The organism is Ligilactobacillus sp. LYQ60, assembly GCF_045033015.1.
In the GTDB taxonomy this organism is placed as follows: domain Bacteria; phylum Bacillota; class Bacilli; order Lactobacillales; family Lactobacillaceae; genus Ligilactobacillus.
Genome location: NZ_JBJFZV010000001.1, coordinates 123,815 through 141,394, shown reverse-complemented (window position 1 = coordinate 141,394; position 17,580 = coordinate 123,815). Strand labels below are relative to the sequence as shown.

The following is a 17,580-nucleotide window of genomic DNA, read 5'->3' as shown; positions in this document are numbered from 1 at the left end:
ATTATTCTACCCCAGTAAAAAATTAAAGCCAAAACCAATTAAAATAATCCCCAACGTCCCAATTGCAATAAACGTTGCTAGCAGCTTGTTTTTGAGTACTTTTTTTAACATAATCAGTTCGGGTAAAGATAGCATTGTGACTGCCATCATGAACGCAATGAGTGTTCCGATTGGAACTCCCTTGGTGAATAATGCAGTAGCAATTGGAATTACACCAAATACATCGGCATACATCGGTGTCCCAATTAGAACTGCTAAAATTACGGAAAACGGATTATGGTTCCCCAAAACTAATTGGATAAGGTGCGTAGGAATCCAATCATGAATTATCGCACCAATTCCAACTCCAATTAAAATGTACGGCCAAACCCGGCCGACAATATCCTTTACTTGGTGCCAACCAGCTGCAACACGGGCTTGCCATGATAATTGCCGTTGTACGGCCGCTTCTGCATTATTTCCATTAATGTTATGAATATAATCAGCAATTTGGTTTTCCATGTGAAGGTGCTTAATAATTTCACCACCAATTACTGAAAAGACTAGGCCAACAACTATATAACTAAGCGCAACCTTCATTCCCATAAACGATGCAAGCAATACTAACGACGCAATATCAATCATTGGCGAAGCAAATAAAAAGGAAAAGGTAACTCCTAATGGTAGGCCACTTGATGTGAACCCAATAAAAATTGGAATACTAGAGCAACTACAAAACGGTGTTATTCCGCCTAAACATGCGCCTACTAAATTGCCACCAATTCCATCGATTCGACTTAAAATACGCTTTGTTTTTTCTGGAGGAAAATATGATTGGACAATCCCCATAATAAAAACCAAAACTGACATTAGAATAAAGATCTTAACCGTATCGAATAAGAAGAAATGAAGCGAACTAGCAATTCGATTAAATCGTGAAAAATGAAAACACTGGTACAACAACCAATTAAAAAAACGACTTAACCATAACATGCGGAACACATTGTTAGTAATCCAACTAAACATTAGTCCCCCTTCTTCCTAAATAATCCCATTATCATGCATTAATTTATTAATTTCTGTGGATGATAATAAAGTGCCTTGAGATACCACCTTTCCCCTAATTAACAGTGCTGGCGAGGACATAATACCTAACTGCCCCATTAAAACAGGATCAGTGACATATTTAAACGAGCAAGATGCGGTGGTTCCCGTTTCAACTGCTTGCTGAGCATTGGTAGCTAATTTTTTACATTTAGGGCAACCAGTTCCTAATACTAAAACATCAATTTTCTTAATGTCCATAACAATTCCTCCTAATTTTGCACTTTATCAAGAATAGCTAAACTATCGACAAATTCGTTAATGTGTTCAAAGGCCGTTACATTCAACGTATAGTAATGTGATCGCCCTTCTTTGGTGTCAATAATGAGTTTTGCCTCGACTAAGATTCGTATGTGGTGTGAAATTGTTCCCTGAGTTGTTTTAAATTTAGCTGCAATTTCACAACCACAAATTCCAGGATCCCTAGCAATTAGCTTAATGATATTAACGCGCGTTTTATCAGCTAATGCCTTAAAAATAGTAACCATTTAGTCACCTCCTACCAGTGCGATTATACTTCAATAGTTTTATAACTGTCAATGTATTTCCGGTATCCTGTTATTTAAAAATAGAATTATTGATGTTGCTAAATTACCTGATTGGACCGCTTTGATTTAACAATTAGGATAGTGATCACGATAATCACATTTTATAATCATTTCACATTGTACTTTTTAAAGCTCAATGTTAATTGATGAAATTAACATTATTCATAAACAACAAAATGAACATTTTTCACTTTGTTGCAACCGCTTTCTTAAGACTGATACAATCTAATTATCTGGTAATGAAGGAGTAATGCATATGAATAACCGGCTATTTTTACGAACAATACGAAATTTAATTATAATTAGTTTAATTAGTATTCTTTGTTTCACACCAGCTGTTGCAGTAGCTGCTCAGGTTAGTGCGACAGCTATTTCATCAACTAACATTAAGGCTACATCATCATCCCAACAATCGAAAATTTCTTTAACGTCAGCTGCTCAATCTACGACTAATAATCACTCTACTGAAATTAGTCACGTTAATGTCTCAAAGAATGCTGTAGCACAATCGACCTCTTCTAAAATTGCAGTTTCTAAACCTGCTACTTTAATGTCTAGTTCCTCAGTTACACCTTTATATAAAACTAAACCATTGGTGGCATCTACTTCTAATAATTCTTCTATTAGTCAATTAGTTCAGGGAAAATCTGCGTTACAGCTTGCGCACCTTATTAAAAACGGAACAATAACTCCCCAAGAATTACTTGCATACACCTATGAAAGAATTAAGCAGCTTAATCCACAACTAAATAGTGTTATTTATACAAACCCGGCCTATGCTGAAGCGCAACTTAAAGCGTTACAACAACATAATCCGCAAACAATGCCTTTTTATGGCGTTCCGCTATTAATCAAAGGACTTGACCAACCGTTGAAGGGATACCCTAATACAAATGGCCTTACCTTTGAAGCTAAGCAAACATATTCGTATACTGGTTCCTTTGTTAAGCGGCTTCAACAGCTCGGATTCATTGTTATTGGTGAAACTAATTTTCCTGAATTAGGATTAATTAACGTCACCACTTCGCTGCTTCATGGAACTGCCCATAACCCGTGGGATTTAACGCGTAATCCAGGCGGGTCATCTGGAGGATCAGCAGCCGCTGTGGCAGCAGACATTGTTCCAATTGCAACAGGAAACGATGCAGGCGGATCTCTTCGAATTCCAGCTTCTTGGTCGGGGGTTATTGGTCTTAAACCAACTCAAGGATTGATTCTAGGTGATCCGACAACGCCATCCGTTGTTAATTTTGTTGATGCCCGGAATGTTTCAGATATGAATACATTACTGACTTATTTAGCTAAGCCTGATCAAGTTAGCAAATTACAAGCTGTTCCTACCGATTTAACACGCCTTAAAATTGCTTATACCGATGAATCTCCTGTTGGCACCCCAGTTAGTCCTGCTGCCCGGCAGGCAGTCCATCAGGCTGTTGATTTCCTTCGGGCGCATGGTTTTACCGTTGTCCGTCAGGATGCACCAGTTAATGGTGTAAAACTAATGCAGAATTATTTCTTAAGGGCGTTATCAGACGGTCAAGTAGCTAATTTTCTTTGTCAACATTTCCTTCACCGTAATTTAACTCCTAACGACATTAATACGGTAGTTAGTCCAATGACCGTAGCGTTGTACCTAGCAAGCCTTAAGGCGCCGCATGACATCGAAAACCAGTGGACACATGAAATTCAATTAATTCACCAACAAATGACTGCTTTCCACCAAGAATATCCGCTATACCTTACCCCAACTACGGCTACCGTTGCCCCGAAAAATGATGACCCCGCTTTTTTACCACACGAAGTAGCGTTATTACGTCAAATTAATAAATTACCTTTTAATGCTCAAATGAAATTAATTTATAACGCATGGTTACACGGACTTACGAAAACACCATTTACACAGTTAGCCAACCTTGCAGGCGAGCCCGCTATCAGTTTGCCAACTTATATCAGTCCGGCTGGCTTGCCATTGGGAATTCAGTTTGAAGGTTCACAGTACAGTGACCGAATTTTGCTTGCTTTAGCACAGTTTTTTGCTGATCATGGACAATTTAAGTGGTCACGAACAACACAACTAAACACTCTGACTACACAACGAACACCAACAAAACATTTCTGTTACCGCGCTAAGTCATCAAGCTACTCCTATTCCCCTACCCGTTGCAATTATTGTCAGAAAGCGCCAACATCCGGCTATAAATATCAAACACTGCAAGTAGTGGCATCTGGTAGTAACCCTTCTTCTTTTGCTAATAAGAAAATGCACATTAAAAAATTACCGGCAACTGGGAACCATCTGGCACTCGGAATCATATTATGTGGTTGGGGATTACTGGGAGCCGCAACAATTTTTATCAAAATTACGCGAAAACATTAACCACTAGTGGTTAATTTAGGAGATATTTTATATCTAGTTGAGAAGCGAAAACGGCTGAATTATCCGCCGTTTTCAGTTTAATTAAACATAGTGTTTTATGGTCACTGTTACCCGCATACCCTAATTAGCTTAAATAGTGTCATCTTTTTAAATTAAATGGTTCGTAATTTCAATTAATTTTGTGTACAGATTATTAACGCTGTGTCTGTATTTCAACAAAGAGATTAAAAAAATACGCCACCTAAAATTGGTGACGTATTTTTTTAATTGATGGGATTTAATAAAGAATCCATACTATAAACCTTATTAGTATGCGTCTAATCTGACTTAAAATTAAACCAGCACCTTTAATAGACATGCTAAAAAGCCGCCAACGATTGGCCCAGCGATTGGAACCCATGCGTATTTCCAGTTAGCATCACCCTTATTAGGAATTGGTAAGAGAGCATAAGCTAAACGTGGTCCTAAGTCCCGCGCTGGGTTAACGGCAAAGCCGGTTGTTCCCCCAAAAGCCATTCCAATTGCGGTAATAATCAATCCAACAATCAATGGTTTTAATCCAGTGGTAAACGAACCTAGGTTTAATAGAATGAAAACAAAAATAAAGGTTGCAATTAACTCACTGACAAAGTTAAACTTATGATCTTCAATAGCAGGACTAGTTGCAAAAATACTAACTGTATTTCCTTCCTCTTCAGTTTGAGCGTGTTTAAATTGAGCATAATAAGCGCCAATAACCAATCCGGCACCACAAAAAGCACCTAAAAACTCACCGATTAAGTACGGTAAAACTTGTCCCCACGGGAATAAACCACATAATGCCGTTCCTAACGTAATTGCGGGATTAATAAAACCTTTTGAACCAATTGTTCCGGCAACATAAACGCCGAAGGATATTCCTAATCCCCACCCGAGTGAAACGAACAACCAATTTTGATTTCGACTAAATGTCTTAGAAAGATTAACTCCTGCACCTACGCCAACACCAATTGCTGTCAAAATTAAAGTGCCAAAAAATTCGCCTAAGAATGACGATATCACAATGACCACTCCTTATCAATAAAATCTCACAAGGAGCTATTGTAACATCATTATTTAAAATAAGTTTATTTTACATCTTAGAAATAATTAAATATTAATTATCGAATAAGCTAATTAAATAAATTAAGGCTTGTTGCCAAATCTATATCTGATGTAATCGTTTCAAAAATGCTTTTGTTCGGTCATTTTGGGGGTGATTAAATATTTCTTCTGGACGCCCTTCTTCAACAATATATCCCTCTGCCATAAAGACTACCTTATCCGCAACTTCCTTTGCAAACCCCATTTCATGGGTGACAATTACCATTGTCATTCCGTCATCAGCTAATTTTTTCATTACCGCTAAAACATCATCAACCATTTCAGGGTCCAATGCTGAAGTAGGTTCATCAAACAGCATTATATCTGGATTCATTGCCAATGCCCGGGCAATTGCTACCCGTTGTTTCTGTCCACCGGATAATGATTGGGGATACATAGTAAACTTATCGCTTAATCCTACTAATTTTAATAACCGTTTTGCCGTTTGTTCAGCAACAGTCGCCGTTTGTTTTTTTAATTCCCGGGGTGCAAGCATAATATTTTCACCCACAGTTAAGTTATTAAATAAATTGAAGTGTTGAAAAACCATTCCAATGTTTTCGCGCGCCTTATCGATATTAACTCGCGGATCCGAAATATCTAACTGATCTACCACAATTTTTCCTGAAGTTGGTGTTTCCAGCCGGTTTAAACAACGTAATAACGTGCTCTTCCCAGAGCCAGAAGGACCAATTAAGACAACTACCTGCCCTTCATCTACCTTAAAATTAATATTTTTTAACACCTTATTATGTCCAAATTGTTTGGCTACTTGTTGTACTAAAATCTTTGCTTGCGTCATTTTATACCTCCAATTTCCGTTCAATCCACTTTGAGAGTAGCGTTAAAACAGTGATTAATACCAGGTACATTACAGCTACAATCAGCCATACCTTAAATCCTTCTAGATTCCGGGCAATAATAATCTTTCCCGTTTGGGTTAACTCGACAATTCCAATAATTGACAAAATTGAGGTATCCTTTAAGGTGATAATAAATTGATTAATAAATGAAGGAATCATCATCCTAATTCCCTGTGGCAGCACTACTTTACGCATCGCAATTCCAAATGGTAGTCCTAAACTACGCGCTGCTTCCATTTGGCCACGATCAACCGCTTGAATTCCCCCTTTAACAAAAGCTGCAATATACGCACCTTCATTTAAGGTTAATGTGATGATTCCCGCGATAAATGCCGGAATTTTCATTCCGATTAAACTAGGAATTCCATTATAAATGAATAATGCTAAAACTAATAATGGCAATCCCCGAAAAACATAAACAATCGCTGCTGCTAACATATTTAGAACACGATTAGGAACCACCCCGCATAGTCCAACAATAACGCCAAAAATAGTTGCACAAATAATAGCAACTAAGGTTAGTTTTAGCGTCTCTGTTAATCCACTTAAAAATGCGCCACTATTTTGTTTTATTAATCCCCAAAATGTATGACTCGACGCTGCATCCTTCACTGCTTTATTTTTAGTATACTTATTGATAATTTTTTTGTACTGACCGTTCCGCTTAAGCTTAGTTAATCCCGCATTAAACTTTGTCATTAATTGCTGGTTTGTCCCCTTCTTAACGGCAAACCCGTAGTTTCCAATTGCTGTTGGTTTCGTTACAATTTTTAGCCCTAATCCCGTTTTGATCCCATACTTCAACACAGCATCATCATCAAAACAAGCAACCGAATTTCCTGTCTTTACGTCGTTATAGACATTATCTGAATCGTCGAATGTTACCACGGTAAAACCATACTTCTGTTTGATTGAGTTAGCATAATTGGCACCAGCCGTTCCCGTTTTGACCGCAACCTTTTTCCCGCGTAGTTGGCTTAACCGCCGCACGCTACTTTTAGGGTTAACTGCCATTACTATTCCGGATGAATAATACGGGTTTGAAAAGTCAAACCGTTCCCGGCGTTCATTTGTAATGGTCATTCCTGCAATCATGCCATTAACTTGACCAGAAGTAACCGCTTGAATCGCTGCATTAAATCCAATTGGTTTAAACCGCACCTTAAAGCCTTCCTCACGGGCAACTGCTTTCATTAGGTCGATATCAATCCCCGTAAGTTGATTATGATTATTTGTAAAGACAAATGGTGGGAACGTCACGTCGGTTGCAATTGTGTATGTTGGTTCTTTTGTGGTTGATTTGGCAATGACGTGTTTCGTATTCCCTCCAACTAATTCTGCCAATAAAACAACACACATTAGCACCCACACTACTAAATGCCGTTTTAAATGTTTCATATTCACATTCCTTTCACTTAATGTTTTTTAATAATGCAATATTTACCAACAACTATAAGTTTAGTTTTGGATCGTAATATTTTTAACCATTGTTAATCATAAACATACTAAAATCCCAGTTGGTGTGTGTTAATAAAAGTTCAATCAGTTTTTCTAGATAGATTTGATCGTTTTTTTCATAAGCCTCGGTCATCTTTGCATCCATATCTAGTACTCCTAGAAGGTGTTGGTCCTGAATTACTGGGACCACAATTTCGCTCATTGCAGCTGAATCACATGCAATATAATTGGCATGGTTAGCAACATTTTTAACAATGATAGTTGATTGCGTTGCTGCTGCTGTACCACATATTCCTCTACCAAGAGCAATACGTCCGCATGATACTTGACCTTGAAAAGGTCCCAAAACTAATTCCTGACCATCAAATAGGTACCACCCCGCAAAGACAGTGTTTGAGAAAGTTGTTTTTAACAGCGCACTGGTATTTGCAAGGTTTACCAGAACATTATGTTCATTGGCGAAAAGGGCCTTAGCTTGTGCTAACATGAGTTGATATTGTTTAGTTTTATCATCAATTTGCATAGATTTCTCCTTTCGAGTATTTTCTGCTTTTTAAGCGTTCTTTTTATTGTTTTACCGTGTACTGTGATTAAGGATAAACTAAATGTGTCGCAAAATAAATAAAAAGTAGGATAGTGAGTTAAACCCACTAGGCTACTTAGAAAAACATTATTTCTCGTTTAGCGAATGTCGATGACTGTACAAGAAATAAATTAATACGCCGAGAACTAACCATAGTAACATAAAGAACTTAGCGCTCGTTCCTAGTCCTAGAAATACTACTAAAGCTGCTAACGTTGCTAAAGTTGGTAAAACCGGATAAAACGGCATCCGAAAAGCAGGAACCGGAATATCGTGTCCTTCACGATGGCGTAAAGGATAAATTGCAACGGCAACCATGATAAAAGCAATTAAGGTTCCAGCAGAAATTAACTGTGAAAGAAATGCAAACGGGAAAAAGGCACTAATAATTAACATCACCGTAGTAATTGTTACCAAGGCATTTCGCGGTTGCTGTTTTGCATTTAATTTTCCTAGCCATGACGGTAACATCCCATCCCGACCAAACGAATAAATTAACCGTGAACCAGCCATTGTAATTCCGATTAATGCCGTCAACATTCCGATAACAGCGATTGTTTGGACAACAACAGCAACTCCACTATGGCCAGTTGCCCGGAGGGCCATACCAATTGGTTCTGCTGAATTGTGGTATTTTGTATACGGCATCACGCCGATCAAAACAAAACTAACCGCAATAAAAAACACTGCTGCAATTACTAATGATCCAATAATTCCCCTCGGCATGGTGCGTTTTGGGTTTTTAGCTTCAGCTGAATTCGCAGCAATAGAATCAAACCCAATATAGGACAAGAAAATCATTGACGTTCCAGCGTAAATTCCCTGCCACCCACCAAAGGCACCGTTGGCAGTATGCCGATACGCCGGGATAAAGGGATGAAAGTTAATCATCTTAACGGCTTGTAACCCTACAAACACGAATAACATGATGGCGGCAACCTTTAAGATAACAAGCAAATTTTCAATACGCGTTGCATGTTCTGCTCCCGCGTTAAGAAGAATAGTTGTAATAATAATTGCTAAAATAGCAACACCGTCGAATAATCCCCCCTGAACTCCAAGCGGATGCGCGCACCAGGCAGGAAAAGTGATGTTCCAGGATGCGAGGAGTGCACGTAGATTCGCTGAAATCCCGGAAGCAATGAACGCACCAGCCATCAAATATTCTGCTAATAAAGCCCAGCCAACAACCCAACCAGGAAGTTCACCAAAAATAACGGTAATCCACGTATAAGCTGACCCGGCGAAAGGCATCGCACTTGACATCTCTGCATATGCGAACGATACTAATCCCGCTACAATGGCAGCTAATAGGAAGGAAACGATTACTGCCGGCCCCGTATGCATCGCAGCAACCTCACCTGGTAAGGTAAAAATTGACGTCGAGACAATCGTTCCTACACCAAGACCAATAAAATCCTTAGTAGTCAGTGTCCGTTCCAAATGGCCGTCCAAATTTTGGTAAACCTGTGGATTTTGACGTCGAAATAATGACTTAAAATAATTCATACCCTAACCCTCTTTCCATGTAATGATTAAATTCTAATATGAAAACAATTAGAATTCAACGCAAATGATTACAAAAGTTAGGGAAATTTCAATTAATATTATAAAATACGAGCATATTGCGAATAAAATACATTATTTTAAGTCGAATAATCTTTAAAGTTACGATGTCAAAATTTCTGCAAGAAAATGTTGCAACCGCGCTGTATGAGGATGGTTAAACAATTGTTCTGCCGGCCCCTGTTCCTGAATTGTCCCATCGGCCATAAACCAAATTTCGTCTGCTACATGGCGGGCAAACCCCATTTCATGGGTAACACAAACCATCGTCATTTTCTCTTGAGCTAATTGTTTCATTACTTCTAAAACCCCACCAACCATTTCAGGATCGAGGGCACTTGTTGGTTCATCAAATAAAATTACTCGCGGGTTCATTGTTAATGCCCGTGCAATTGCCACCCGCTGTTTTTGACCACCAGATAAACTTTGCGGCCGAGCATCTTGTTTATCGCTCAACCCGACCTGTTTAAGGTTCTTAAGTGCGGCATGGGTGACCTCCTCGTGGGAACGGCCCTCCACAATCGTGGGAGCTAAAACAAGATTTTCCAAAACAGATAAATGGGGAAATAAGTTAAAATCCTGAAAGACCATTCCGATTTGTTTACGAACGTTCATTAACGTTGCCTGGCTCGCGGTTAGTAAATCAACTTGATCGTTAAAAACAACTGTTCCTCCGTCTGGATGCTCAAGGCCGTTTAAACACCGTAAAAACGTACTCTTTCCCGCACCGGATGGACCAATAATACAAATTACCTTTCCAACAGGGACCGTTGCTGTAATTGAATGAAGTACCGTTTTATTATCAAACCGCTTAACTAAATTATTAATTTCAAAAACATTAGTCATGGTTAATTCTCCTTTCACCCCAGTTTAGTAGCCGGGTTAGCGTAAATGTTATGACGAAATAAATCACCATCGTAACGGCTAGTGGTAAAACTCCCTGATAAGTAGCTGCTTGCACCATTTGTGTTTGGTACATTAACTCGCCAACTCCGATTACTGAAACTAATGAACTTTCCTTAATTAACGTGACAAATTCATTCCCCAATGCAGGCCAAATATTACGTAAGGCTTGCGGGAGGATAATATAACGATACATTTGACGGCGACTCATTCCCAAACTAACCGCTGCCTCGGTTTGTCCCTTGTCGACTGCCATAATCCCTGAACGGATAATTTCGGCGACATATGCACCGGAATTAAGGGCAACTGCGATAATTCCGGCAACCAGTGCTGGAAGGTTTTTAATTAACATTCCCACACCAAAGTACATAAACATAACTTGCACCATCAGTGGTGTCCCCCGAACAAACTCAATATAGGCAATTGATAACCACTTAAGAATTTTATTTGTTCCTAACCGTAGTAATGCGAGAAGTGTTCCTAAAACAACCCCAATTCCGGTAGAAATTACGGTTATTAAAAGGGTAATTTCTATTCCGCTAATAAAGTAATTAGTGTAATTCCATACATGACGCTTACTTTTATGACTCATCATCAGGGCTACTGCATGGGGAGCATAGTGCTTATCAATTGTTTGCTTTTTTTTCAACTGGGTAATTTCATGGTTAGCTAAACTAATGAGTGACTGTGATGCTGACCCCTTCGGGAAAGCAATCGCATTGGCCGGTGATTGACCAGTAAATCCGGCATGGAGACAACTTAAACTATGATCATTTTGAACGTAAGCCTTAGCAGTGGCCTCATCCATTACGACCGCGTTAACTTTACCAGTCTTTAGTGCAATTACCAGTGAATTAAGCTTTGTAAGTCCCTTCGTTTTAACGTGGGGTAACTGTTTCTTAACCAACTCTGCTTGTACTGACCCGGTTTGTACGCCTACGGTACTGTGGCTTGTTAAATCCTTAAGCCCAGTGATTTTGTCTTTATCATTCTTTCGAATTAATAAGTCATTGCCATCCGTATAATATGATTTAGAAAAGGCAACGCTTTTTTCACGTTGTGGGGTGGGATTCAGCGCCGCAATCACCATGTCAACCTTGTGGGTTTCAAGGGCGACAAGCAATGAATCAAAATCCATGTTTTTAATTTCAAGTTTAACGCCTATCTTATTAGCAATATCACGAGCAATATCCATATCAATTCCTTCATATTTGCTCCCTTGTTTAAATTCAAACGGCGGATAATCTGCACTTGTTCCAACAATTAATTTACCGCGGTGTTTAATCCGGGTTAATAATTGTGGCGTTGCATCTGCCTTGACTGGTTGCCTATTATTATTGCCGTTAACCATAATTCCAAGCGATGCTAAGGACAAACCTATGCATATCAAAAACATTGTTATTTTATGAATCACTTTATGCATAATATACCCCTCTTTATTATTTATTTGCTAATATTATACAATAAATGGCTTTGTTTTCAATATATTTTGAATGTTTATTAGGAAACTACTCTAAAAATAATTATCATCCTTCGATAAAGTCCAAAATAATTGGCAGTAGAAGTTATTTATTATAGACAAAGTTTTTAATAACTACGGAATTTGCAATAAAGGATCATGGGGATTCCCATTAACCAATGAATTAAAGCACACAGCTAGTCCGACAAACGCTAGCATTATATTCTGATTAATTAAGTTACTATTTTAGTAATGGCGTTAGTAAAATAAGAACGTGGTTTAAAAACCACGTTCTTATTTAATTAATATTAATAAAATTATTCACCAGCCGTATGTGCACAATAATTTATTAACTCTGCTGGTGATTTAATTTCAATGTTAGCCAATCCCCAACAAGTTGAACGACTAAAACCAGAATTAATACTAATACGGTAGCAACAAGCGTAACATCATTATTAAAGCGGTCGTAACCATACGTAATTGCAGTATTTCCTAATCCACCTGCACCGATCGCACCAGCCATCGTTGTTAAGCCAATTAAACTAATCAACGTAACGGTTGAAACCCGAACCAGTTCTGCGCGTGCTTCCCACAAATATACATCAATAATAATGTCCCAATTAGTTGCTCCTAAAGATTGAGCGGCCTCTACCTTTCCGTGATCGACTCCTTCAAGGGCCACTTGAACTTGCCGGGCATAAAAGGGAAATACTGCGATTGACAATGGAACCATGGCGGCAACCATTCCAATCTGAGTACCGACAATTAACTGGGTAACTGGTGCAATTACCGCTAACAGGATAATAAATGGGATGGAGCGAAAGAGCGATACGATCTTATCGAAAAAATTAAACCAGGATTTGTGAGGCGAAATTCCGGTCGGTGCAGTTAATACCAACCCAAAGCCAAATACTAACCCCAAGATTCCACCAATAATTCCAGGAACAATTGTCATGGCAACTGTTTGAAAAAGTGCTGTTCCCCAACCAGTGTCCCCCCACCATCCAAGATTCATAACATTGGGTAAAAGTTGCTTTATAAAGACTGTCATACTTATTACCTCCGGTCATTAATTGTTGTTACGGTTACACCAGTTTTCGTTAGTGATGGGGGAACTTGCTTAAGTTGTTCTTGGGTTCCACGAACTAAAATAAACATCGTTCCAACTGGCTGATCATTTAAAAATTCCATATTACCGTAAATGATTGAAACTTCAACACCAAGCTTTTTATAAAGTGATAAGGTTATCGCCTCCTGCAGAGTAGAAGCTGAAAATGTAATTTGAAAAATTTGCTCGTTTGATGCTTGTTCGTGCTTAATTGTTTCCAAAACTGTTTTTGCTGCTAAAACACCGCCCACAAATTGTTGGGTTAATTTCTTTTGGGGGTGTAAGTACACGTCTAAGAGCTGACCTTGTTCAATAATCTGCCCATCACTCATTATTGCAATCTTATTTGCAATTCTTTTTACTGCATCCATTTCATGGGTGATTAAGATAATTGTTAACCCGTATTTGCGATTTAATTTTTTTAGAAGATCTAAAATTTGAATAGTATTTTGAGGATCAAGAGCTGACGTTGCTTCATCTGAAATTAAAATTTCCGGATCATTCGCTAATGCTCGTGCAATGGCAACACGTTGCTGTTCCCCTCCAGATAACTGAGCAGGATATGTGTCAATTTTATCCTGCAGTCCCACTAATTCAAGTAATTGTTTTACCCGTACTTCACTTTCGTGAGCAGTTAACTTCGTATGCTTTAGCGCAAAGTAAATATTTTGCCCCACGGTTGATTCATTTAACAAGTTAAAATGCTGAAAAATCATGCCAATTCGGCGTCGCTTTTGGCGTAATTCGGCAGTACTAATTAATTGATGGTGGTCATGATATAAAACAGTATTTCCGACCTGAACTGTCCCAGACGTTGGCTGTTGAAGGAGGTTAATTGTACGCACAAGCGTCGATTTCCCTGCACCAGAGTACCCAACAATTCCAAAAATATCACCTTGCTGCACAGTTAAGTTAGCTTTTTTAACGGCTGTCAATGTAGTGTGCTGTGGGGTCGTAAATTGAACTGTAACGTTATGGAGTTTCACCGCATCCGTCATACTTTGACCCCCTTACTTCAAGTTTAGGTTCCAGGCAGGTAACTCCGTCTTCCCGTAGTAATGGCGGTAAATCCGTTGGACTGCAGGTGTTTGGTAAGCTTTGACAACATCTTGGTAAATCCGCTTATGTTGTTGTCCCCGTTTAGCGGCGATTACATTAATCCATTGTTCAGAATCGCGGTTAACCGGTTCAACATAAATGGTTTGACGCTTCCCTAATTTAGCCGGAATTGCATAATCATTGTTAACTACTGCCGCATCAACGTCGCTAAGTGCATGTGCTGTTTGGTCATCCGCTAATTCTTTAATTTGAAGATGCTTAGGATTCTGGGCAATATCAGCGATTGTAACTAACTTCCCTGCACTCTTTTTCAGAGTAATTAACCCAGCATTTTTTAATACATATAGCGCCCGACTTTCGTTTGCAGCATCATTTGGAATCGCAATCGTTGCGCCGTCGGGTAAAGCACTTAACCGGTGATATTTGTTTGAATATAACCGAATAGGAGCAATATACGTTTTCCCAATCGCAACAACTTGATTACCATTCTTTTTATTCCATTGGTCTAAAAAGACATAGTGTTGGAAAGCATTCAGGTCAGTTTCGCCAGCGGCCAATGCCTTATTTGGTTGGGTGTATTCCGTAAATGTTTTTGTTTTAACCGTAATTCCATACCGTTTTTTGGCTGTTTTGGCCACTTGCTTCCAAATTTCTTGCGTTCCCTTATCATTTCCAACAATTCCAACTGTGACAGTCTTACTTGCTTGCTGGTGTTGATGAACACCCCATAAAGCACCCCCAATAAGAAGAACAATAATTCCAATTACAACAAATAATCCCGTATAATTCTTTTTCCTCATAAGCTTTCTTCCTTTCTGTAAATTCATTAACAACTTTTGCTCACGAAATAAACAAAAAAATAACGCCCTTAGAAACAAGGACGTTATTTTCGTGGTACCACCTTTATTTATTACTTCCTCACAGAAGTAACCTTACCGAGTCACGCCGACAGCCTATGTGTCAGAAAGACCCTGCACTAATAACGGGTGCATCACCGTCACCGGTTAACCATTCACCGATGCCATTCCAAGCCCATCTTCACTAACCGCCGTCCATTCCTTCACACCACCCAGGAACTCTCTGTGAGCATAAGCTAGTTACTCTGCTTTTCATGATGTTTATCTCTTTGATTGGTTTTATTATAATCTAATCGCCATTATTGTCAACATAATTTTCATCGATTTATCATCATTGGATTAAAATAAAGCCACTTTTACAGAAATAAAAGGAGTTGCACCTAAAACTCTCCTCTTATTTAAGCGTTATTTATAACAGGTCTTAAAAAATAAATCCTTCATCAAGGATCCGCCTGTCCGGGACCTGCATTGCCTTGAGCTGCTGTTCAACGCTGGTCATCATCGGCGTGGGACCGCATATAAAGCAATTTAACGGGCGTTGCTGTTTAAGTTCTGGAATTTGCCGAATTAAAAATTCCTTATCAAGATATCCTAATTCACTATCGTCGTGCAGAATAACCTGAACGTGCGGATGAGTTACCCGTAACTGCGTCAATTCCTCACTAAAACAAGCATCTTCCCGGGACCGCACACTCCAAATCAAGTACCCGGTTTGGTTGTGGGGCAACGACTGCAACATACCAACGCACGGGGTAATCCCAATTCCCCCAGCCACTGCCAATATCGGTGTATCGTCAATTGGTGCAGTAAAATGTCCATATACTCCCCGAATTTTAATCTGGGTTCCAGGAGCAACGTGTGCAAGTTTAGTCGTAAAATCGCCAACCTGCTTAATTCCTAAGGTAAGTTCAGTTCCATCGTGGTTAATTTGTAATACCGAAAACGGATGGTACTCGTTAGGCATCGCAAACGGAGCGTGGATAAAAACAAATTGACCACCTTGTGCAGTTATAATATCTCCCTTAGCATGTTTTAGCGTGAGTTTAAAGACGGTCGCCGTTTCCCGTTTAATTCGCGTAACCGTGTACCGAGCAACGATTAACCGTTGGTAAATCCCCCAGTAAGCATATCCGAGGATAAACAACGCAAAGTACCCGCAGAAGAACACCATAAACCATACCAGGCGGTTAAACTTATGGATTAACACCACGTGAAAAAAGACCATAACAACGATCAGCGGTGATAGCATATGAACTAAGAGCACCATTTCTCGCGTAATTCCAATTTGGGCTAATCTCTTACGAAGCATTCCAATCCAATTCCCTAAAAACGGCACACGGAGGACTTGGCTGGTAAGAAAGCCCACTGCGAGGATAACCGTTGCAATGGCCCCGTAAAATGCGCCCCATCCAAGAAGCGCAGCAAACCCGTGCAGGTGACTCATTTCAATGTGACACGCAGCCCCAATCACAGCAATAATTGCGAGCAGGCCATGCAGACAATACAGCTTCTTTAACTCTATCAAACGTTCAATCCACTCTGGTCGCAATCCAAGAAGCACGTCAACAATAAACAGACAGTACGCCAATTCCCCAAAGAAATATTTCATTTTCGTATGTCCCGTTACGAGTAACGGGAGCGTCATCACTACTGGAAGTGCGCACAACAGAAGGTACACCACCGGACGAGTTTTATTTTTCATCCTTTTTCCTCCGCAAAACTATTTTATCAATTGTTTTTATTATAGTCTCAATCTAACGGTATTAAAAATTATTTTCTTGTAAATTTTAAAAAGAACATTAAAAATATAAGGCCGCGATGGCTGTTCTGTCCCAAATTAATGCGCGATAGTTGCTAATTATTCCATGTTGCTAGGTAATCCAGAATTACTCTCATTATCCGGGGATTTTCGGCCGGAATGCCGTGGGCTAAAATTTCTGCCGGCGATTGCCGGAGGACGGAATCCTTATCATACGCCGCATCATTAACAACAATTTCGCGAAGATTAGCCACCAAGGGTTCAAAGTGAAATTGAAATCCCACAACAGGATGTTTCCTAAAAACAAATGCCTGGTTGGTGACTCGTTCCCCCTGGTAAAGTAATTCCGCTTCATCTGGAATGGAAAACATATCCTGATGCCAGTGTAATACCTCTGCCGTTGTAGGTAAGCCCGGAATTAGGGTGCTAACCCGCTGAACAGGAGCCCACCCGACTTCTTTAACCGGCGCAGCGGTTACCAAGTAGCCACACGCCTTGGCAATCTGCTGTGCCCCTAAGCATACCCCTAAAACTGGAATATTGCGCGTAATCGCTTCCCGGATTAAATCACGTTCAGTAGTTAGCCATTCAAGATCATCGTTTGGACTCATTGGCCCTCCTAAAATTACTAGCATCCCCGTATCCTTAAGCGCCGGTAACCGGCCAAATTCTGCCGGATGGTAAACCGTCATAGTATGTTGGTGTTCGTGACACCACGTCGCAATAACCCCCGGTCCTTCGTTTACTGCATGTTGTAAGATATTTACCCGCATTTTTTAACCACCCTTTCATTTTAAGCTTATCTTAGCACGCTAATAATCCGAGGAGAATGGTG

The 17,580-nt window shown here is 39.5% G+C and carries 16 protein-coding genes and 1 other annotated feature; of the genes, 1 reads left to right on the top strand and 15 read right to left on the bottom strand.

What is annotated here, in order from left to right; all coding sequences use genetic code 11:
• Window positions 1-6 precede the first annotated feature (6 nt).
• The 3 genes from ACI3EZ_RS00635 to ACI3EZ_RS00625 are packed head-to-tail and all read right to left on the bottom strand — an operon-like array spanning window position 7 to window position 1,571.
• Window positions 7-1,005 (bottom strand): permease, encoded by a 999-nt coding sequence (locus ACI3EZ_RS00635; protein ID WP_405025193.1) that lies wholly within the window; start codon window positions 1,003-1,005, stop codon window positions 7-9.
• 15 nt (window positions 1,006-1,020) lie between these two features.
• On the bottom strand, window positions 1,021-1,284 hold the full coding sequence (locus ACI3EZ_RS00630; RefSeq protein WP_405023678.1) for a thioredoxin family protein: 264 nt from the start codon (window positions 1,282-1,284) through the stop codon (window positions 1,021-1,023).
• Window positions 1,285-1,295: 11 nt separating this feature from the next.
• A complete protein-coding gene (locus ACI3EZ_RS00625) occupies window positions 1,296-1,571 on the bottom strand; it encodes an ArsR/SmtB family transcription factor (RefSeq protein WP_405025192.1) in 276 nt (91 codons plus the stop codon).
• A gap of 316 nt (window positions 1,572-1,887) precedes the next feature.
• Here ACI3EZ_RS00625 and ACI3EZ_RS00620 point away from each other — a divergent pair, with 316 nt between their 5' ends.
• Window positions 1,888-4,008 (top strand): amidase family protein, encoded by a 2,121-nt coding sequence (locus tag ACI3EZ_RS00620; RefSeq protein ID WP_405025191.1) that lies wholly within the window; start codon window positions 1,888-1,890, stop codon window positions 4,006-4,008.
• Window positions 4,009-4,341: 333 nt separating this feature from the next.
• On the opposite strand, the gene ACI3EZ_RS00615 is transcribed toward ACI3EZ_RS00620, so the two are convergent.
• The 12 genes from ACI3EZ_RS00615 to ACI3EZ_RS00560 all read right to left on the bottom strand — a co-directional run bounded on the left by ACI3EZ_RS00615 (window position 4,342) and on the right by ACI3EZ_RS00560 (window position 17,518).
• Entirely contained in the window at window positions 4,342-5,046 is a 705-nt protein-coding gene (locus tag ACI3EZ_RS00615) for an MIP/aquaporin family protein (RefSeq protein WP_405025454.1), read from the bottom strand.
• A 145-nt stretch (window positions 5,047-5,191) separates the two neighbouring features.
• Entirely contained in the window at window positions 5,192-5,932 is a 741-nt protein-coding gene (locus ACI3EZ_RS00610) for an amino acid ABC transporter ATP-binding protein (RefSeq protein ID WP_405023674.1), read from the bottom strand.
• Between the two features lies 1 nt (window position 5,933).
• Window positions 5,934-7,391: an amino acid ABC transporter substrate-binding protein/permease gene (locus ACI3EZ_RS00605; protein WP_405025190.1), complete on the bottom strand. Its 1,458-nt coding sequence runs from the start codon at window positions 7,389-7,391 to the stop codon at window positions 5,934-5,936.
• Window positions 7,392-7,473: 82 nt separating this feature from the next.
• On the bottom strand, window positions 7,474-7,974 hold the full coding sequence (locus ACI3EZ_RS00600; protein WP_405025189.1) for a GAF domain-containing protein: 501 nt from the start codon (window positions 7,972-7,974) through the stop codon (window positions 7,474-7,476).
• Between the two features lie 147 nt (window positions 7,975-8,121).
• Complete coding sequence (locus tag ACI3EZ_RS00595) at window positions 8,122-9,543, bottom strand: APC family permease (RefSeq protein ID WP_405025188.1); 1,422 nt, start codon at window positions 9,541-9,543, stop codon at window positions 8,122-8,124.
• 159 nt (window positions 9,544-9,702) lie between these two features.
• Window positions 9,703-10,446, bottom strand: a complete 744-nt coding sequence (locus ACI3EZ_RS00590) for an amino acid ABC transporter ATP-binding protein (protein ID WP_405025187.1) — start codon at window positions 10,444-10,446, stop codon at window positions 9,703-9,705.
• Window positions 10,439-11,926, bottom strand: a complete 1,488-nt coding sequence (locus tag ACI3EZ_RS00585) for an ABC transporter substrate-binding protein/permease (protein ID WP_405025186.1) — start codon at window positions 11,924-11,926, stop codon at window positions 10,439-10,441. The genes ACI3EZ_RS00590 and ACI3EZ_RS00585 overlap by 8 nt, the downstream gene beginning before the upstream one ends.
• Window positions 11,927-12,311: 385 nt before the next feature.
• Window positions 12,312-13,013, bottom strand: coding sequence for a methionine ABC transporter permease (locus tag ACI3EZ_RS00580; protein ID WP_405025185.1), 702 nt, complete (start codon window positions 13,011-13,013; stop codon window positions 12,312-12,314).
• Between the two features lie 5 nt (window positions 13,014-13,018).
• A complete protein-coding gene (locus ACI3EZ_RS00575; protein ID WP_405025184.1) occupies window positions 13,019-14,068 on the bottom strand; it encodes a methionine ABC transporter ATP-binding protein in 1,050 nt (349 codons plus the stop codon).
• A gap of 12 nt (window positions 14,069-14,080) precedes the next feature.
• Window positions 14,081-14,929 (bottom strand): MetQ/NlpA family ABC transporter substrate-binding protein, encoded by an 849-nt coding sequence (locus ACI3EZ_RS00570; protein WP_405025183.1) that lies wholly within the window; start codon window positions 14,927-14,929, stop codon window positions 14,081-14,083.
• 73 nt (window positions 14,930-15,002) lie between these two features.
• Window positions 15,003-15,251 (bottom strand) — a binding site (T-box leader).
• A 156-nt stretch (window positions 15,252-15,407) separates the two neighbouring features.
• Window positions 15,408-16,688 carry an FAD-binding oxidoreductase gene (locus ACI3EZ_RS00565; protein ID WP_405025182.1) on the bottom strand — a complete coding sequence of 427 codons (1,281 nt, stop codon included), beginning with the start codon at window positions 16,686-16,688 and terminating at the stop codon, window positions 15,408-15,410.
• A gap of 152 nt (window positions 16,689-16,840) precedes the next feature.
• Window positions 16,841-17,518: a type 1 glutamine amidotransferase gene (locus tag ACI3EZ_RS00560; protein WP_405025181.1), complete on the bottom strand. Its 678-nt coding sequence runs from the start codon at window positions 17,516-17,518 to the stop codon at window positions 16,841-16,843.
• Between the last annotated feature and the right edge of the window lie 62 nt (window positions 17,519-17,580).